The sequence below is a fragment of the Proteus sp. G2674 genome (genome assembly GCF_009915195.1).
Classification (GTDB): Bacteria; Pseudomonadota; Gammaproteobacteria; order Enterobacterales; family Enterobacteriaceae; genus Proteus; species Proteus mirabilis.
This window is the reverse complement of sequence record NZ_JAABLS010000016.1, coordinates 21,844-41,036: the sequence shown is the minus strand read 5'-3', so window position 1 is coordinate 41,036 and position 19,193 is coordinate 21,844. Positions and strand designations below refer to the sequence as shown.

General features: G+C 38.4%; 16 protein-coding genes. 9 read left to right on the top strand and 7 right to left on the bottom strand.

The features are described 5' to 3' along the window. The first annotated feature begins 112 nt into the window (after positions 1-112). Both glpT and glpQ read left to right on the top strand, forming a co-directional pair. On the top strand, positions 113-1,465 hold the full coding sequence (gene glpT, locus GWI58_RS07340) for a glycerol-3-phosphate transporter (RefSeq protein ID WP_004245406.1): 1,353 nt from the start codon (positions 113-115) through the stop codon (positions 1,463-1,465). Between the two features lie 133 nt (positions 1,466-1,598). Continuing rightward, positions 1,599-2,678, top strand: a complete 1,080-nt coding sequence (gene glpQ, locus GWI58_RS07335) for a glycerophosphodiester phosphodiesterase (RefSeq protein ID WP_004248870.1) — start codon at positions 1,599-1,601, stop codon at positions 2,676-2,678. Between the two features lie 261 nt (positions 2,679-2,939). Here glpQ and epmA read toward each other — a convergent pair whose 3' ends face one another. Continuing rightward, positions 2,940-3,917: an elongation factor P--(R)-beta-lysine ligase gene (gene epmA / locus GWI58_RS07330; RefSeq protein ID WP_004245408.1), complete on the bottom strand. Its 978-nt coding sequence runs from the start codon at positions 3,915-3,917 to the stop codon at positions 2,940-2,942. Positions 3,918-4,875: 958 nt separating this feature from the next. Here epmA and frdA point away from each other — a divergent pair. From frdA to frdD, 4 genes are read left to right on the top strand one after another with little or no spacing between them, the layout of a single operon-like run. Beyond that, positions 4,876-6,672, top strand: a complete 1,797-nt coding sequence (frdA, locus tag GWI58_RS07325) for a fumarate reductase (quinol) flavoprotein subunit (RefSeq protein ID WP_094959944.1) — start codon at positions 4,876-4,878, stop codon at positions 6,670-6,672. After that, on the top strand, positions 6,665-7,402 hold the full coding sequence (locus tag GWI58_RS07320; protein WP_004248868.1) for a succinate dehydrogenase/fumarate reductase iron-sulfur subunit: 738 nt from the start codon (positions 6,665-6,667) through the stop codon (positions 7,400-7,402). The genes frdA and GWI58_RS07320 overlap by 8 nt, the downstream gene beginning before the upstream one ends. 14 nt (positions 7,403-7,416) lie before the next feature. Next, on the top strand, positions 7,417-7,812 hold the full coding sequence (gene frdC, locus GWI58_RS07315) for a fumarate reductase subunit FrdC (protein ID WP_004245411.1): 396 nt from the start codon (positions 7,417-7,419) through the stop codon (positions 7,810-7,812). 14 nt (positions 7,813-7,826) lie between these two features. After that, a complete protein-coding gene (gene frdD / locus GWI58_RS07310; RefSeq protein ID WP_004245412.1) occupies positions 7,827-8,186 on the top strand; it encodes a fumarate reductase subunit FrdD in 360 nt (119 codons plus the stop codon). A gap of 72 nt (positions 8,187-8,258) precedes the next feature. Here the strand turns inward: frdD and sugE are convergent, their stop codons facing one another. From sugE to hydN, 4 genes are all read right to left on the bottom strand, one after another. Then, a complete protein-coding gene (gene sugE / locus GWI58_RS07305; protein WP_004245413.1) occupies positions 8,259-8,573 on the bottom strand; it encodes a quaternary ammonium compound efflux SMR transporter SugE in 315 nt (104 codons plus the stop codon). A gap of 132 nt (positions 8,574-8,705) precedes the next feature. Continuing rightward, positions 8,706-8,996: a hydrogenase maturation factor HybG gene (hybG, locus tag GWI58_RS07300; RefSeq protein WP_004245414.1), complete on the bottom strand. Its 291-nt coding sequence runs from the start codon at positions 8,994-8,996 to the stop codon at positions 8,706-8,708. Positions 8,997-9,004: 8 nt separating this feature from the next. Next, positions 9,005-9,346, bottom strand: a complete 342-nt coding sequence (gene hypA, locus GWI58_RS07295) for a hydrogenase maturation nickel metallochaperone HypA (RefSeq protein WP_161769044.1) — start codon at positions 9,344-9,346, stop codon at positions 9,005-9,007. A 73-nt stretch (positions 9,347-9,419) separates the two neighbouring features. Beyond that, positions 9,420-9,977, bottom strand: a complete 558-nt coding sequence (hydN, locus tag GWI58_RS07290; RefSeq protein ID WP_004248867.1) for an electron transport protein HydN — start codon at positions 9,975-9,977, stop codon at positions 9,420-9,422. Between the two features lie 400 nt (positions 9,978-10,377). Between hydN and GWI58_RS07285 the strand changes: the two genes are divergently transcribed. Both GWI58_RS07285 and GWI58_RS07280 read left to right on the top strand, forming a co-directional pair. Further along, positions 10,378-11,991 (top strand): sigma 54-interacting transcriptional regulator, encoded by a 1,614-nt coding sequence (locus tag GWI58_RS07285; protein WP_094959943.1) that lies wholly within the window; start codon positions 10,378-10,380, stop codon positions 11,989-11,991. 190 nt (positions 11,992-12,181) lie between these two features. Beyond that, a complete protein-coding gene (locus GWI58_RS07280) occupies positions 12,182-13,069 on the top strand; it encodes a 2OG-Fe dioxygenase family protein (protein WP_012368813.1) in 888 nt (295 codons plus the stop codon). An 88-nt stretch (positions 13,070-13,157) separates the two neighbouring features. On the opposite strand, the gene fdhF is transcribed toward GWI58_RS07280, so the two are convergent. Further along, positions 13,158-15,302, bottom strand: coding sequence for a formate dehydrogenase subunit alpha (fdhF, locus tag GWI58_RS07275; RefSeq protein ID WP_080544259.1), 2,145 nt, complete (start codon positions 15,300-15,302; stop codon positions 13,158-13,160). 540 nt (positions 15,303-15,842) lie between these two features. Between fdhF and eptB the strand changes: the two genes are divergently transcribed. Continuing rightward, complete coding sequence (gene eptB, locus GWI58_RS07270; protein WP_049256166.1) at positions 15,843-17,534, top strand: kdo(2)-lipid A phosphoethanolamine 7''-transferase; 1,692 nt, start codon at positions 15,843-15,845, stop codon at positions 17,532-17,534. Between the two features lie 76 nt (positions 17,535-17,610). Here eptB and GWI58_RS07265 read toward each other — a convergent pair whose 3' ends face one another. Then, positions 17,611-18,804, bottom strand: coding sequence for a lactate oxidase (locus tag GWI58_RS07265; RefSeq protein ID WP_004245423.1), 1,194 nt, complete (start codon positions 18,802-18,804; stop codon positions 17,611-17,613). Positions 18,805-19,193 lie beyond the last annotated feature (389 nt).

The window sequence follows — 19,193 nt, the reverse complement described above, 5'->3', positions numbered from 1 at the left end:
CTTCAACAAGTTTACTATTACGTTCGTTAAAGAAAATTTTTTGATTACTTTGTTGTTCGTTTTGTCATTGTTTAATATCAACATATTAAAATAAAAGCCATCGGAGGCTAATATGTTAAGTCTGTTTAGACCTGCGCCACATAAAGCGCGTCTGCCAAAGGAACAGATAGATCCTGTCTATCGCCGTTTACGTTGGCAAATCTTTATGGGGATTTTCTTTGGTTACGCTGCTTATTATTTAGTAAGGAAAAACTTCGCTTTAGCAATGCCTTACCTCGTTGAAGAGGGATTCTCTAAAGGGGATCTGGGTTTTGCTTTATCAGGGATCTCGATTGCTTACGGTTTCTCTAAGTTTATCATGGGGTCATTCTCTGACCGTGCTAACCCGCGTTACTTCTTACCCGCAGGTCTTATTCTTGCATCCATTGTGATGTTAATTATGGGCTTTGTGCCATGGGCAACTTCGAGCATTATGATCATGTTCGTGCTGTTGTTCCTGTGTGGTTGGTTCCAAGGTATGGGTTGGCCTCCTTGTGGACGTACCATGGTTCACTGGTGGTCACAAAAAGAGCGTGGCGGTATCGTCTCTATTTGGAACTGTGCTCATAACGTCGGTGGTGGTTTACCGCCATTGCTGTTCCTGTTAGGTATGGCATGGTTTAACGACTGGAAAGCAGCATTATATATGCCAGCATTCGCGGCGATTTTAGTAGCGATGATTGCGTTTGCATTAATGCGCGATACACCACAATCTTGTGGTCTACCTCCTATCGAAGAATATAAAAACGATTATCCACCTGATTATAAAGAAACAGACGAACAAGAACTGACAGCAAAAGAAATCTTTATGAAGTATGTTTTCCCTAACAAACTTCTGTGGATGATTGCAATTGCTAACGTATTTGTTTACTTACTTCGTTACGGCGTATTGGACTGGTCTCCAACTTATCTTCGCGAAGTCAAAGATTTCGCCATGGATAAATCCTCATGGGCATACTTCTTATATGAATACGCAGGTATTCCAGGCACACTGCTGTGTGGTTGGATGTCAGATAAAGTGTTCAAAGGTAACCGTGGTGCAACTGGGGTATTCTTTATGACCTTAGTAACCATTGCCACTATCGTATTCTGGATGAACCCAGCAGGTAACCCGAATATTGATATGGCATGTATGTTAATCATTGGTTTCTTAATCTATGGTCCTGTTATGCTAATTGGTCTGCACGCCCTTGAATTAGCGCCGAAAAAAGCTGCGGGTACCGCAGCAGGCTTCACCGGTCTATTCGGTTACTTAGGGGGTTCTGTTGCGGCAAGTGCTATCGTAGGTTATACCGTTGACTACTTCGGTTGGGACGGTGGCTTTATGGTCATGATCGGCGGTAGTGTATTATCTGTTGTGTTATTACTTATCGTGATGATAAATGAAACCAAACACAAACGTGAAATGTCACAGAAGTATGAATAATCATTAACTGATTATTTATGAAATTGATTAAATCTCATCTCTAAAAATCAAGCCACATCAACTTTCTGATGTGGCTTTTTTATTGCCAACTGTACATAGCTTTATTGTACGAAAATGAAAATGGAGCAACTTTATGAGTACACCTTTCAAACTGAAACCGTTAGTGGCGGGCGTTCTTTTAACTCTATCTTTAAGTACAATCGCACAAGCAGCAAGCGATAAAGTAGTGATTGCCCATCGTGGTGCCAGCGGTTATTTACCTGAACACACCTTACCTGCCAAAGCACTCGCCTATGCACAAGGTGCCGATTATCTAGAACAAGATCTGGTGATGACAAAAGATAACCAACTGGTTGTCTTGCATGATCACTATCTCGATCGTGTCACCGATGTTGCTGAACGCTATCCAGACAGAGCAAGAAAAGATGGCCGTTACTATGCTATCGATTTTACTCTTGATGAGATCAAAGGACTGAAATTTACCGAAGGTTTCGATATTGTTGACGGTAAAAAAGTCCAAAGTTATCCAAATCGTTTCCCAATGGGAAAATCCGATTTTCGAATCCACACTTTCCAAGAAGAAATTGAGTTTATCCAAGGCTTAAACAAATCAACAGGACAAGATATTGGTATTTATCCTGAGATCAAAGCACCTTGGTTTCATGAACAAGAAGGGAAAGACATTACTAAAAAAGTTCTCGAAGTCTTAAAACAGTATGGCTATACCCAAAAGAGCGATAATGTTTATCTACAATCCTTTGATCCTAACGATCTAAAACGCATTAAAACAGAATTGATGCCACAAATGGGGATGGATTTAAAACTGGTTCAGTTAATCGCTTATACCGATTGGAATGAGACATATGAAAAACAACCAGATGGCACATGGACAAACTACAGTTATGACTGGATGTTTAAACCTGGCGCCATGAAAGAAATTGCGACTTATGCTGATGGCATTGGCCCTGATTATCATATGTTAGTAGAAGAAGACTCGACACCAGATAAAATCACCTTAACCGGTATGGCCGCCGATGCTCATGCCAACAAGTTAACCATTCATCCATTTACGGTACGAGTGGATAAACTACCTAAATATGCCAAAGATGGCGATCAGCTTTATGACATTATTTATAACCAAGCGGGTGCCGAAGGGGTATTTACTGATTTCCCTGATTTAGGGGTTAAGTTCTTACAAAAACAAGCTAAATAACCTTTATTTCTGTTATCCTGCTCTTATCAATAAAGGGCAGGATAATTTCCCTTGAGTTGCTCTGCTACTCTCACCGTGTCTCATAGTGAAAATCGCTCCGATTATCCATACGCTTTACTCGTTTGTTATCACAGTATATTGTGTTTTAGGCTAATTTTATGCTCGTTTAAATGCTCGTTTACCAATTTTTCGTATTTTTCCATATTATTCATATTAAAAAAGAGAGCCTAAACTCTCTTTTTAATCTGATTAGCAAATAAATTATGCTCTATAAACAGGGAAGGCAATCACATCACTAATACGCTCAACACCGAGTGCGAGCATAATCAGGCGATCAACGCCTAAAGCAACCCCAGAACATTCAGGTAATCCAGCTTCAAGCGCAGCTAAAAAACGCTCATCAATAGGCTGTTCAGGTAATCCCATGGCAACACGTTGACGATTATCACGTTCAAAACGAAGACGTTGCTCTTTAGCATCCGTTAATTCACGAAAACCATTTGCTAACTCAACACCTTTAAAATAGACCTCAAATCGCTCTGCAACACGATGATCTTCTGAGCTGATTTCAGCAAGGGAAGCTTGTGAAGCAGGAAAATGATAGATAAAGGTTGGTTTTTCAAGACCAATATGAGGCTCTACACCTGACACAAAAAGTAATTGCAGTAGCGTATCTCTATTTTCTTCTGTGTCAGCAATATTTGATAAATCAAGCTTTGCCGCAACCTCACGTAACTTTTCTTTATCTGCAGATAAAGGGTCGATATCGAGATAGCGCAAAAAGGCTTGTTGATATGAGAGCGATTCAGACGCTTCACAATCAAGCACTTCTTGTAATAAATCATCGACTTCATTCATCAACCGGTACATATCAAAACAAGGTCGATACCATTCAAGCATCGTAAATTCCGGATTATGATATCTACCGGCTTCCTCGTTACGGAAGCAACGCCCCATTTGATAAATTGGCCCACTGTTTGCCGCTAATAGACGCTTCATATGGTATTCAGGACTGGTCATTAAATATAACTTTAGCCCTTGAGAAGCACCAGGCCCCACAAATTGGGTTTCAAATGGGCATAGATGAATATCGGTAACGGTAGCCTGACTCATCATCGGTGTTTCAACTTCTAAAACACCACGATCAGCGAAAAAACGCCTAATATTACTGACAATTTTCGCCTTTTTCAGTAAGTTGGCGATTGAGGCGCTTGGCTGCCAATCCGCGATTTCACTCATGAACGAAAAACTCCAACAGAAAACAAAGCGTGCAGTTTACTCGCATCCTCTTCAACAGACAAATTTCTTCCAGAAAAGATGTACCATATTTTCATTCCCACCAATTATATTGATTAAATATCGACAAACATATAAATGCAATCAATGCAATTCTACAAATCATCTACTTTTTTGCGTTTTTTCGTCACTAGCAATAGCACGTCTATCCCAAGCCAATAACGATAACAACTTTTTATGCCACTAATAGCGCAACGGTGTATCAAAAATAAAAATTAGAATAATTCTCTTTCTCAATTAAGTTCAACAATAAACTCATATTTTTCTTATATAAAATAAGTCTATTTTTTATCAATTTTAAGCACTATTTAATATTTAGCGCCGTTAAGTTTGATGGCTATTATAATCTTTAAGAGATTTTATTAATATTTTATTAACAATTAATAAGACAAATCGATTTGTTTTAGATAAATAGTAAAAGTTTATTTTAACTATTTGTTTATATTTTTATTAAATTATATTAAAACAGCTTAAAGATAATTTATTTTACCTTAAAAATCAGTCAATAACAAAAAACCATTGTTCTTTGTAATTCAAATTATCTATACTTTAAAAACGAATTATTCATTGCTAACTTTATTTTTATTTTAGAATTAAATATTTTATTTTATGCTCAAGTTTATCTGGTTAATTATTAGTAAAACCGAGAATTCTTGGTGTAGATCACACTTTTTTTGTGAAATACGGGAAAACCATCATTCATATCAAATTTCCGTACCTTACATTTCGTTATACTAAAATTACAGTCAATGATAATAACGATGTTATCAAGCGTAGTCACAAGGCAGTGAAACATTTTCGTTACGGATAGCTTAAAAAATAGCATTACTAAATTAATAATGTCAGTGAATTGAATTCTAGACAATTATTCCAATTTTCACTTGAACAATGGAGAAGCGCAGTGCAAACCTTTAATGCCGATATAGCGATAATCGGAGCCGGGGGCGCAGGCTTACGAGCAGCAATTGCTGCAGCGGAAGCAAATCCTCAACTGAAAATTGCTCTGATCTCAAAAGTTTACCCTATGCGTAGCCACACTGTGGCAGCAGAAGGCGGATCAGCAGCAGTGACTCAGGCTCACGACTCCTACGACTTTCACTTCAATGATACCGTTTCTGGCGGTGACTGGTTGTGTGAGCAGGATGTCGTTGATTACTTCGTTGAGCATTGTCCAACAGAGATGACTCAACTAGAACTCTGGGGCTGTCCTTGGAGCCGTAAAGAAGACGGGTCAGTCAACGTCCGACGTTTTGGTGGGATGAAAATCGAACGGACTTGGTTCGCCGCCGATAAAACCGGCTTCCACATGTTACACACTCTGTTCCAAACCTCTTTAAAATACCCACAAATTCAACGTTTCGATGAACATTTCGTTCTCGATATCCTTGTTGATGAAGGCCACGCTCGTGGTGTTGTTGCTATTAATATGATGGAAGGGACGAAAGTTCAAATTCGTGCTAATGCTGTCATTATGGCAACAGGTGGCGCAGGTCGCGTTTATCGCTATAATACTAATGGCGGTATCGTTACAGGTGATGGTATGGGGATAGCCTTACGTCATGGCGTGCCACTGCGTGATATGGAATTTGTGCAATATCACCCAACTGGTTTACCGGGCTCAGGTATTCTGATGACCGAAGGTTGCCGTGGTGAAGGGGGTATTCTGGTCAATAAAGATGGTTACCGTTATCTACAAGATTATGGCCTAGGACCAGAAACACCATTAGGTAAACCCGAAAATAAATATATGGAATTAGGTCCTCGCGATAAAGTTTCTCAAGCATTCTGGCATGAGTGGCGCGCGGGTCGTACCATTAAAACTCACCGTGGTGATGTTGTGCATCTTGACTTACGTCATCTGGGTGCGAAAAAACTTCATGAACGTTTACCATTCATTTGTGAACTGGCAAAAGCGTATGTGGGTGTTGATCCAGTTAATGAACCTATTCCAGTTCGTCCAACTGCACACTACACCATGGGTGGTATCGAGACTAATCAGCGCACAGAAACACGTATTAAAGGTCTGTTTGCGGTGGGTGAGTGTTCATCTGTCGGCTTACATGGCGCTAACCGTTTAGGTTCTAACTCACTGGCTGAACTTGTGGTATTTGGTCGTCTTGCTGGGGAAGAAGCTGTTCGTCGTGCCCAAGAAGCAACCCCTGCTAACGCATCAGCATTAGATGCACAAACTCGTGACATCGAAGACAATCTGAAAAAACTGATGAACCAAAAAGGTTCTGAAAATTGGGCTCAGATCCGCGATGAAATGGGTGAAGCCATGGAAGAAGGTTGCGGTATCTATCGTACACCTGAATTAATGCAAAAAACCATTGATAAACTGACTGAACTAAAAGAACGTTTTAAACACGTAGAAATTAAAGATACCAGTAGCGTCTTTAATACTGATTTACTGTATAAAATTGAGCTTGGCTTTGGTTTAGATGTCGCTGAATGTATGGCGCATTCTGCAATCAATCGTAAAGAGTCTCGTGGTGCACACCAACGTCTTGACGAAGGTTGTACTGAGCGTGATGACGTGAACTTCCTTAAACACACCCTGGCATTCTATAACCCAGAAGGTGCACCGCGTTTAGAATATAGCGATGTGAAGATCACCAAATCTGCTCCTGCTAAACGTGTCTATGGTGGTGAAGCGACTGCACAAGACAAGCAGAATAAGGAGAAAGCGAATGGCTGATGACATGAAGCACGTTAAGATGGAAGTCATGCGCTATAACCCCGAAACGGATGATGCGCCTCATTTCGTCACTTATGATGTGCCTTACGATGAGCAAACCTCATTATTGGATGCATTGGGTTATATTAAAGATAACTTAGCGCCAGATCTGTCTTACCGTTGGTCTTGCCGTATGGCGATTTGTGGCTCTTGTGGCATGATGGTTAACCGAGTCCCAAAACTGGCTTGTAAAACCTTTATGCGTGACTACCCAAATGGGGTGAGAATCGAAGCGTTGGGTAACTTCCCTGTCGAGCGCGACCTTGTCGTCGATATGACTCACTTTATTGAAAGCTTAGAAGCGATTAAACCTTACATCTTAGGAAATGATCGCAAGCCTTCAGAAGGTCCAAATAAACAGACTCCTGCTCAAATGGCGAAATACCACCAATTCTCTGGTTGTATCAACTGTGGTTTATGCTATGCAGCATGTCCTCAGTTTGGTTTAAATCCTGAGTTTATTGGTCCTGCAGCGATTACGTTAGCACAACGTTACAATACCGATAGCCGTGACCACGGGGCTAAAGAGCGTATGCCTCAATTAAATGGTGAAAATGGCGTCTGGTCTTGTACTTTCGTGGGCTACTGCTCTGAAGTCTGTCCAAAACATGTGGATCCTGCTGCGGCTATTCAGCAGGGTAAAGCAGCCAGTGCGCAAGACTTTGTCATTGCCATGCTGAAACCACGTTAAGGAGGAAACAAGACATGACAACAAAACGTAAGCCTTATGTTCGTGGTATGCAGCCAAACTGGTGGACGAAACTCGGTTTCTATCGTTTCTACATCACCCGTGAAGGAACTTGTCTACCACAACTTTGGTTCAGTCTGGTTGTACTGTTCGGTGTATTTGCACTGAAAAATGGACCAGAAAGTTGGGCGGGATTCGTTGGATTCCTAAGTAACCCAATAGTGATGCTGATTAATATTGTGACCCTTATCGCAACGGTATTCCATACGGCCACTTGGTTTAAGCTTGCACCGAAAGCCGTTAATATCGTCGTTAAAGATGAAAAATTACCACAAGAGCCTATCGTTCGTGGTTTATGGGGTCTAACCATCGTCGTGACTGTCGTTATTCTGGCAGTGGCGCTAATTGTTTAACCCAGGAGGAAATAATGAATCAGAATCAACTTCCTAAGCGCTCTGATGAACCTATTTTCTGGGGATTATTTGGTGCAGGTGGTATGTGGAGTGCGATTGTCTCTCCAGCAATTATTATCCTGCTCGGTATTCTAATCCCGATGGGTATTGCGCCAGAAGCATTTACTTACGATCGTATCATGGCATTTAGCCAAGGTTTTATTGGTCGTATTTTCTTACTGCTAATGATTATTCTGCCAGTTTGGTGTGCATTACACCGTATTCACCATACGTTGCACGATTTTAAAGTGCATGTACCTGCTAGTAATTGGGTATTTTATGGTGCTGCAGCAATTATTAGTGTTATCGCAATTATTGGTGTTTTTACACTATAATCGCTTGATAAATAAAATTAAAGCCACTCATTGAGTGGCTTTTTTTATCGCTAAACTGCGTGAATATAAAAATTAGCTCGCCAATTTCAAACCAATAATACCGAAAACAATCATCGCTAAACTCAATAAACGATAAATATTGGCGGATTCACCAAAAACGATAATACCAAAGATAGCCGTACCAACGGCACCAATACCGGTCCAAATGGCGTAAGCCGTACCCGCAGGTAAGCCTTTCATCGCATACGATAACATCCCCATACTCACGATCATCGCACTGATCGTAATAATACTTGGTGTTAAACGGGTAAAACCATGAGTGTATTTAAGACCAACCGCCCACACAATTTCTAATAGGCCAGCGACAAAGAGAATTATCCAAGACATAAACTACCCCTATTGATAATTGGGGTCGTCCCCTGAATATACAGATTAAAAAGCTGGGTCGTCCCAGCCTTTGAAAAGTGAAAATAGAGTATAAGAAAAAGTCAGCAACCATGCAAATAGTATTAAATTTGCTCAAGCACGTTTAGCTGTACTTTCCTCACCATAGAGAAAAGCACTCACATCGTCTTCGACTTCCCCCATCGCCATCAATGCGTTAAGGGTTTCTTGTGCTTCTTGTTCGTTAACGATACTCATGGCAAAACCCACATGCACTAATACCCACTTGCCAATCATCGTATCAGGCTCGCCTTCACAAACTAATGCGATATTCACTTCACGCTTAACACCACAAACATCGACCAATGCATTTTCAGTGATGGTTTTTCCCACTTCAACAACTTGACCTGGAATACCAAGGCACATAACAACCCCTATTCGATCTCTATTTGTTTTATGCGCATTGCATCGTCATTCTCAACCCGCAAATTTTGACTACCACAAGCAGGACAACCTGCATTAAAAGTCGAAACAGTCACCACTTGATGGCAATCCCAACACCATGCTTTAGCTGGGATAACCTCAATATGTAGCTGGCAACCTTGTGCGATAGTATCTCGACAAACAATATCAAAGCAAAACTCAAGTGCAGAGACTTCAACACAAGATAGTGCGCTGATCTCCATCCAAACGCTTTTTACTTTTTGCGCATTATTTAATTTAGCTTGTGAGTCAATTATCTCAAATGCGCTCTGGCAAAGCGCGATTTCATGCATGTCTATACCTTACTTGAAGCAGGATAAATAATAGCAACTATAGTATCAGGACATAGTTGCTTTATTCTTGATCTTAGAACAATAAATCAGCGCCTGTTTCAAAAGCCGCTTTACGACGACGCTCTTTAACCATATCTTCAAGTGCATCTCTATCAATACAGACTAATGCCTGCGTTGGGCAGACCTCAACACAAGCAGGACCTTCAGCACGGTGATGACATAAATCACATTTATTGGCTTCAGCTTTAAATGCTTCAATCGTATTGAGAGCGGTTAATTTACGCATAACCGGACGAGAAACCACTTCCATAGTGCCATAAGGACAAGCCAAGACACAGGTTTTACAACCAATGCATTTATCCTGATCGACATAGTAATAATCTTTATTATGAATAATGGCACCATTAGGACAGACATTGGCACAAGGAGCATCTTCACATTGATGGCAGACAACTGCGGTACTAATTGAAAAGCCTTTCACCACATGAATGCGTGGTTGGAAATTTTGCTCACTAATTTGGTCGATTGCTAAATTATCTTGGGAAGCTTGCTGATGTGAAACAACACATGCTACTTCACAGGTATGGCAACCAATACACTTTTTAGGGTCTGCAATGATGAAACGGTTCATCATATTCTCCTGCTGTTTGTTATATATAGCCGTTATATTGGCGATAAACGCAATTAATTATCTAATTTAGAATAACAATTAGGTATCTATATATTAGATATAGCATGGTTCATGCCAATCTATTTTTAAATTAACTAATCCTTATTTTTCAATTAACTAATTTGCAAATAAAAATGATTATTAATTAGAAAAATTATATTTCGTCAATTTATTCGACATTTTTGACGATCTAATCAATCGATATATAAATAAATATATATCGATTTGTTAAATTTATATTTTTTACTTTCCCGTTAAATAAGAAAATAGCGGTTTGGATCAAAAATGACTCAGTCATTGATATAAATTTATAATAAAGCGATTACAATATAGTTAATTTTTTAGGGCAATCGGTGGTGTCATGAAATTAAGCAGTAACAATGCTGAAACTATGGAGAGCCTTCGCAGTGAGCGGAATCAATATCGTATACTTGTCGATATTACAAATTCTGTATTAGCGCATCTAGACATGGATGGCCTCATTTCTGAAGTATCTAAAGAAATACATCGTTTTTTCGGACTTAATCATATTAGTCTGATGTTATGTCGTACTTCATCACAAAATAGTCATGAAGGTATTCTTTATTCTAGTCGTTATCAGACAGGAAAATCTGTCATTCGTCAACAACGTAAGTTCAGTAGCGCCAATAACAAAGCCGAAGAAATTATTCATCAAAACAAACCCGTTTTAATCGATATCAATAAAGAAGATCAAAACGATGTTTTGATTAAACGTCTCGTAAAACAAAATATGCAGACGGCTTTGTTATTGCCACTGGCTTTTAACCGTAAACCGCTAGGTTTATTAATCCTAGCGCATGAAATAAGTAGTGTTTTTACTGAAGAAACTTGTCAATTATTGCAACAAATTGCCGCGCGCATCGGGATTGCAATTGAAAATGCCGCCGCTTATGAAGAGATAACTCACCTTAAAGATAGCCTTAAGAACGAAAATATTTGGCTTAATGAACAAATAAATAGAAATGGTAGTTTTAGCGAGATTATTTATCAAAGCGATGCCATGCATAATGTACTAGAACAAATTGAGTTAGTCGCTCAAAGTGACAGTACTGTACTTATCTTAGGCGAAACAGGTACTGGTAAAGAGTTAATTGCACGAGCGATCCATCGTTTAAGTCATCGTAAAAATAAGACGATGATAAAAATGAATTGTGCAGCAGTACCTTCCGGTCTGTTAGAAAGTGACCTTTTTGGACATGATAAAGGCGCTTTTACGGGTGCAACACATGCCCATGTGGGTCGATTTGAAATGGCAGATAAAAGTACGCTTTTTCTCGATGAAATTGGCGATATGCCCATTGAATTACAGCCAAAACTATTACGGGTTCTCCAAGAGCGTGAAATCGAAAGATTAGGTGGTAATAAAGTTATTCCTGTGGATGTACGCTTAATTGCAGCGACCAATAAAGATTTATGTGAACTGACGGATGAAGGGGAATTTCGAGAAGATCTCTATTATCGTCTGAATGTTTTTCCTATTATTATCCCGCCATTACGGGAGCGACCTGAAGATATCCCCTTATTGGCAAAATATTTTACGCAAAAAATTGCCCGCCGCATGGATAGAAAAATAGACTGTATTCCAACACATGCTTTGGAGCAATTAACCCATTATCCTTGGCCGGGAAATGTACGAGAGCTTGAAAATATTATTGAGCGCGCGGTTATTTTAACTCGAGGCTCTACGCTAAATTTGCAACTAAAAGAGTTAAATATCAATAAACCATCTCGTTTAAAACAAGTGCTTTCGCAACCATCAGCCATAGAAAAAAAGATGCAAACTAGCGCACCTGAAAGTGATGATGAAGAGCGTGAGCGGATAATACAAGCCCTTAGAGAAACTAACGGTGTAGTGGCTGGTGCCAGAGGTGCGGCATTAAAATTAGGATTAAAAAGAACCACCTTATTATCACGTATGCAACGCTTAGGTATTTCCATCCCTGAAATTCTTTAGTTTTACGACCACTACAGCCGATATTGTAAAACGAGTGTAATTAATTTGTTACACTCGTTTTTTTCTGTCCATTGGCAACTTTTTTATCCCTATCTATAATTTTAGTGGTTATATTTCTTTAATTATTATCACTAGTTAATTAACGCTAACTTATTATAAGAATATAAATAATCCATGGAGCATATTACCTATGAATGACCTGCTTACGAATAAAATTAATAAAATAAAAGAAGAATATAAAAATAATAAATATGTTTTTATTCCACAAAAAATAGTTATTGATTTAATAAAACAATTAGGTGCAACAGAGAAAGATATAGATACACTCATAGAATATGGTGATTATCTCGCGCAAGATCCCACATTGTCGTTTCGTCACTCTCGCACCGGACGCTACCTTTTCGATAATGAGGCTAAAACCATTTCACGACTAGAGTATCAACCTTTTGTCCTCACTGAAGAAGATGGCTTTATTCGTGAAGATAGCGGTGCACAAAGACACTTTCGAGCAATTGACGATCGCTGGCAAAGCAATACCGCTTACCAAGCATTATTAAAATTGAAAATGCTCCTGATTGAAGGAAATCGATTCACACCACGCCGCTTAACCGATCAACAATCCCCTAAATCAATTTCAACGGTATTTCATTTAAGACTCATTGCTGAACCTAATTCGTTAAGTGAGCTTTCTATTGAAGGGGTGCATAAAGATGGTGTTGATCACACCATGATTGTCATGATGAATAAAAATAATGTAAAAAATAATTCCGGCGCATTACGTGTTCATTCTCCTCAAGAAGCAATAGGTACACCTTGGCAAGATATTAATCCTAATAATGTTCTCTATGAGCATAATAATGCCCAATATCTGGATATATTGTTAATTGCAGATAATGAGTTAAATCATAGTGGTACACCTATTTTTACGCATGACAATCACCACTCTGCTTATCAGGATTTTATTGTGTTATTATCCCGTTATCCAACCGTAGACACTCATCCATCACATCAGTTTGATTCAACCCAATTACATCCCGATTTACCACTAACGTTACATTTAAATAAGCAAGTAGCCTAAGCATAAAGCGATAAAAAAACCGAGCTTACTGATATCTAGATCAGTCATGCTCGGTTTTCGAACAGAAAATAAATATTAATCAGCAAAGTTAGCCTTCAGCGGCTTCTCTTAAACGACGTTTAATATTGTTATATTCTGTTTTTACATAGTGCTCAGCTTGAGCTTGATCTTTAATTGACTCAACACAAACCGCACAATACTTATACTCAGGTGTTTTGGTTATTGGACTTAAGTTTTCTGCAACTAGTTCGTTACAAGCCCCAATCCACCATTGGTAAGTCATATATACCGCACCTTTATTTGGTCTATCACTGACCGCAGCACGAGTAATAACCTTACCTTGTCGAGAGCGTATCCAAACCAACTCTTGATCTTTAATTCCTAACTGTTTGGCATCTTCAGTGTTTAATTGAACATAACCGGGTTCATCAGCCAATGCAGCTAATGCTTTACAGTTACCTGTCATTGAACGACAAGAGTAATGTCCAACTTCACGAACCGTTGCCAATACCATTGGGAACTCATCAGAGAGTTGATCAATAGGTGGCGCCCACTCACAAGTATAGAATTGACCTTTACCATTAGGAGTATCGAACTTACCGCCTTCATAAAGATATTGTGTACCTGGGCTATCTTCTGTTGGGCAAGGCCATTGAATATACGCCAAATCAGCCATTTTTTCGTAAGTTGCACCATAATAAATCGGGCATAACTCACGCAACTCATCCCAAATTTCTTTGGTGTTGTTGTAATGCATTGGATAACCCATTGCTGTTGCCATTAAGCTGATTATTTGCCAGTCTGTTTTAACATCACCAACAGGCTCTACCGCTTTATAGAAACGCTGGAATCCACGGTCTGCTGATGTGTACACCCCTTCATGTTCACCCCATGATGTGGCAGGGAAAACAACATCAGCAATCGATGCTGTTTTGGTCATAAAGATATCTTGTACTATCAGTAAATCGAGTTTTTCAAAGGTTCTACGAATAGTGGCTAAATCTGGCTCAGTTTGTAGTGGATCTTCCCCCATCACATAGTGTGCTTTAATTAAACCATGGTCGATATTATGAGGAACTTCACTAAGCGCATAGCCTACTTCTTCAGGCATCGATTCAATGCCCCAAGCTTTGGCAAATTTTTCACGCGCTTTCGCATCAGTAACATACTGATAGCCTGGTAGCGTATTAGGTAGTGCTCCCATATCGCAAGCACCCTGTACGTTATTTTGACCACGAACAGGACCTACCCCAACATATTTCTTACCAAGATTACCGGTTAATAATGCTAAGCTAGTGAGTGAACGAACGGTTTCAACCCCTTGATAGAACTGTGTTACCCCCATTCCCCACAAGATTGTCGCCGTTTCCGCTTTGGCATACATACGCGCGGCTTCACGGATAATTTGTGCACTTAACCCCGTTGTTTTTTCTACCGACTCAGGGGTGTAACTTGCGACTAATTGGCAATACTCATCAAATTGCTCGGTATGATTTTCAATAAAGGATTTATCGTATAATTTTTCCTCTATGATCACATTGGCAATAGCATTTAGCAGTGCAATATTAGAACCATTTTTCAATGCTAAGTGTAAATCAGCCAAGCGAGCTGTTTCGATATAGCGTGGATCACATACAATAATTTTGGCACCCTTTTCTTTCGCCTTAACAATACGGCGAGCGACAATAGGATGCGAGTCTGCGGCATTATAACCGAAGACAAATAGACATTTGGTATCCTCAATCTCAACGATTGAGTTGCTCATAGCACCATTACCGACCGAACGCTGCAGACCTGCAACCGAAGGGCCGTGTCAGACACGAGCACAGCAGTCTATATTATTATTTCCGATAACCGCACGAGCAAATTTCTGCATAACGAAGTTAGCTTCATTACCAGGTCCTCGTGATGAACCGGTTGTCATAATAGCTTTAGCGCCATATTTCTCTTTGATAGCAAGTAGTTTGCTACTCGCAAACTCAATAGCTTCATCCCAAGAAACCGCTTCTAATTTTCCACCTCTTTCACGGCGGATCATAGGTGTTTTAAGGCGTGGAGTCAGTATCTTAGTATCATGGATAAAATCCCATCCATAATACCCTTTCAGACACAGCTCACCTTGGTTTGTTAAACCATTGGCTCCTTCAGCGCCAATGATTTTACCGTTTTCCACCTTCAGGTAGATTTTGCATCCTGAGGCGCAATACGGACAGACCGTGATGACTTTTTTCATCAACATTGCTCCTGTGTTCATCAACTTTCAGGTTAATACCCGATTCTCTCCTTTATCTATGCAGAGACTGTGCCAAATAAGCCATTATTTTAAATATTTTATAATTAGATGAAAAATAAAGAAAAATAACAGACAGTTATCAGTAATAAGATGAGTAAGAGACAAAAAGGAAACAATTATCGACACTAATGACGATTTTTCTGTCGACGATGAGCAAGCAGTAATAGCAAAGATTAATCGGTCTAATTAACACGATTTTCTCTATGTATTCTTCTCATCAATAAAATTATTATTTTTCAATAAATACAATTAGTTATTTTTATTTAACAACTAAACACATCATTATTTGATGACAATATGATAATTTGACTTGCTATATTCTTATTTAGGTAAATTTTTAAGAATTAATATTTTGAATAACAATTTATTCGCAAGAAAAAAGGTGAAAAACAATAAAAAAAAAGCCCATAATACTGAACCTGAAAACAACAATGCGGTCTTAAAGACCTCTACACCCCAAAAATTTGATAATAGCTCAACATGCAAAAATTAAAGTTTTTACGATTTTCAAAAGAAAAAGTTTCTCTTTTTTTAGCTGTCTATATTGGTTTATTTCTTAATCTTTCCGTTTACATTGGCCGTTATGGCACACAGAATTCTCACAACTCCCTCATTGAAAGTTTATATATACTGGGTGAAGTTGCAGTAAACATTGCCTTTACTTTCTTCTTATTACGACTTATTTCTTTTTGTGGCACACTATTTTTTAAAATAGTCGCTTCTTTTATTCTGCTCATTAGTGTTTGTGCTAGTTACTATATCTCTTTCTTTGATGTAGTTATTGGCTATGGCATTATTATTTCTACGCTCACCACAGATATCGATTTATCAAAAGAGCTGATTAGCCCTAATGTGATTATTTGGATTATTGGGTTATCTATTTTACCCCTAGCGCTAACTTGGTTATGTAAGAAACCAGAAAAAAATATAACTAAGCAGCAAAAGAAAAAAATCTGGATCAAAAATACGGTCAAAATGCTCGTAATTGCTCTTGCGGTATTTGCCTATCTAAAAACCTTAGATTCGAAACAAAAAGCCTATGAAATCAAGAATAACTTAGATTTACCAAGCTACAGTGGTGGTTTAAGTTACGCCTATTTACCGACCAACTGGATTATTCCTTTATTTCAATATGCGATAACACAGTACGACGACCACTTTAATAGCCAGAATATCTTTGATCCCGCGGATAACTTTACCTATATCCCGTCAAAAGCCAATGAAGATGTCTATGTGGTCTTTATTATTGGCGAGACAGCAAGGTGGGATCATATGGGGCTATTCGGTTATGAAAGACAAACCAATCCCCTATTAAGCCAAGAAAAAAATCTGATTGCTCTGAAAGGTATCTCTTGCGATACAGCAACAAAACTTTCGCTAAAATGTATGTTTGTGCGTGAAAACGGTACAGAAAATAACGATCAACGAACGTTAAAAGAGAACAATATTTTCTCAGTATTACATCAGCTAGGAATGACATCAGAACTCTTTTCAATGCAAAGTGAGCTTTGGTTTTACAATAAGCTTGATTTAGATAACTATGCCATGAAAGAGATGATGACCGCCAAAAATAGTAATTTTGGCAAAGAATTAGATGATACTTTGCTTATTAACGAAGTCGCAGATTCCGTTGCTCACTATTCTAAAGGTAACCACTTAGTAATTTTACACACTAAAGGTTCACACTTTATGTACTCACAACGTTACCCAAACGCATTTAAAAAATACCAACCTGAATGCTTAAACGTTGACGATGAGTGCACCAAAGAGCAGCTAGTCAATGCTTATGATAACTCTATTCTTTATACTGATTACTTTATTGATGGTGTACTTAATACCTTGCGTGATAAAAAAGCCATTGTGTTTTATACCTCAGATCACGGCGAGTCAATTTCAGAAAAAGGTGGCTTACACGGCACACCAAAAGAAATTGCACCACCAGAACAATTTAAAGTGCCTTTCTTAGTGTGGATGTCAGATAGCTATTTAGCTGAGCCTGAAAATAAACAGTTATTTGATAATCTCAAACGAAATCAAGATAATAACCGGACTTTCTATCATCATAATATTTTTGACTCGATATTAGGCTGTCTAGGTTACTCATCACCCGATGGGGGGATTAATAATCAAAATAATCTCTGTTTTGGTGACATAGCTAGCGAAGCACATTAAGTCGTTTCTAATCAATAAAAACCCCATGCTTAAGATTAAGCATGGGGTTTTTACTCGCTGAGATTAAAATAATGGCTTATTTAAAGTCAGCATCTGTATACAGGTGTGTTGCTTGAATTTCTTTGACGTTTCTTGCACCACCTAACATCATATTAATTCTTAACTCTTTATTTAATTGCTCAATAACTGAATTCACACCTTCAGCACCGCCTAAATTTAATCCATAAAGAATTGGACGCCCTACAGCAACAACATCTGCACCACTCGCTAGCGCTTTAAAGACATGTGAGCCACGACGAACACCACTATCGAAAACGATAGGAACACGTTTGTTCACGACTTTGGCAATGGCTGGCAATACATCAATGGTTGCTGGTGCACTATCTAACTGACGACCACCATGATTAGACACCCAAATCGCATCAGCACCCGCTTTAATTGCAGTATCGGCATCTTCAGGTGATTCAATACCTTTCACAATGACTGGTAAACCTGACATCTTTTTCACATATTGAATATCAGCAGGAGTAAATGCTTGTTTAGCTTGAGCATAGATTTCACTAATACCCGAACCTTTACCTGTTTTTGATTTATCATCACTGATTTTGGCGAATGCTTCCAAATTGGCAAAACCTAATGGGAATTGAAAACTATTTTTAATATCATCTTCACGATATCCCCCCACAGGAGAATCAACCGTTAAAATAATACCTTTCGCGCCATACTGTTTTGCTTGCGATAAAATATACTGATTAAACGCGTCGTTTTTACTCATATATAGCTGAAAAAAGAACGGATAACCCGGTTGTGCTTGCGCGACTTCTTTAATGGTTTTATTACCATAAGTACTTAATGAGAAAATAGAGCCCGCTTTCGCCATACCTTTTGCTGTGGCAACTTCGCCTTGTTGATGAGCAAGCCCTTGGGCTGCCATCGGTGCCTGAATAATAGGCGTATCTAATTTAATACCTAAAAATTCTGTTTTTAAATTCAGATCGGAAAATTCAATCCCTTGTAATGCACGAGGCATAATATATTTTTTATTAAATGCATTTGTATTAGAACGCAAGTTATTTTCGTCTTCAGCACCACCACGAATATAACCGAAAGCGCCTTTATCCATATTTTCTTTTACTTGATTTTCAAGAGCATCTAAATTAACTATTTTGATTGGATGTTCTGCGGTACTCGCTTTATATTCAGTCGCTTGCACAACTCCCACACTTAATGCCATAGCAATTGCAGTCGTTTTTAACAATGTATGTTTCATTATCTCCCCCTATGTAGGAATTAATGGATTATATTTATAGTTTAAGAAACAACGCTCAGATTATAAGAATAAATATAAACTCTATTTTTATAGAAACTTAAAATAATCGTTCTGATTTTTTAATATATAATAATTAAATAAATCAAATGTAACTTAATAAAAATTAGGTCATTAAGGAAAATATATATAATTATTTAAATATCATGATATTTAAATAACATAATGACATTTTAAAAAATAATCTTGATGTCGTTAAAAGCGAGTATAAGCTGACTATGGAAATAATGTATCTAAAGATTATTGCTTTAAGCATTCAAAAAATTTGTTTAAGTTAAAAAAAACCCCCGCGGGCGGGGGTGAGATAAGCGCAATTAAAAGTCTCAAATCAA

Bases quoted from the DNA above. Each gene is read 5' to 3' on its own strand.
- epmA (WP_004245408.1), bottom strand. From the start codon at position 3,917: ATGAGTGAAATCGCGGATTGGCAGCCAAGCGCCTCAATCGCCAACTTA.
- hydN (WP_004248867.1), bottom strand. From the start codon at position 9,977: ATGAACCGTTTCATCATTGCAGACCCTAAAAAGTGTATTGGTTGCCAT.
- glpT (WP_004245406.1), top strand. From the start codon at position 113: ATGTTAAGTCTGTTTAGACCTGCGCCACATAAAGCGCGTCTGCCAAAG.
- GWI58_RS07280 (WP_012368813.1), top strand. From the start codon at position 12,182: ATGAATGACCTGCTTACGAATAAAATTAATAAAATAAAAGAAGAATAT.
- eptB (WP_049256166.1), top strand. From the start codon at position 15,843: ATGCAAAAATTAAAGTTTTTACGATTTTCAAAAGAAAAAGTTTCTCTT.
- hybG (WP_004245414.1), bottom strand. From the start codon at position 8,996: ATGTGCCTTGGTATTCCAGGTCAAGTTGTTGAAGTGGGAAAAACCATC.
- frdD (WP_004245412.1), top strand. From the start codon at position 7,827: ATGAATCAGAATCAACTTCCTAAGCGCTCTGATGAACCTATTTTCTGG.
- GWI58_RS07265 (WP_004245423.1), bottom strand. From the start codon at position 18,804: ATGAAACATACATTGTTAAAAACGACTGCAATTGCTATGGCATTAAGT.
- GWI58_RS07320 (WP_004248868.1), top strand. From the start codon at position 6,665: ATGGCTGATGACATGAAGCACGTTAAGATGGAAGTCATGCGCTATAAC.
- glpQ (WP_004248870.1), top strand. From the start codon at position 1,599: ATGAGTACACCTTTCAAACTGAAACCGTTAGTGGCGGGCGTTCTTTTA.
- sugE (WP_004245413.1), bottom strand. From the start codon at position 8,573: ATGTCTTGGATAATTCTCTTTGTCGCTGGCCTATTAGAAATTGTGTGG.
- frdC (WP_004245411.1), top strand. From the start codon at position 7,417: ATGACAACAAAACGTAAGCCTTATGTTCGTGGTATGCAGCCAAACTGG.
- GWI58_RS07285 (WP_094959943.1), top strand. From the start codon at position 10,378: ATGAAATTAAGCAGTAACAATGCTGAAACTATGGAGAGCCTTCGCAGT.
- hypA (WP_161769044.1), bottom strand. From the start codon at position 9,346: ATGCATGAAATCGCGCTTTGCCAGAGCGCATTTGAGATAATTGACTCA.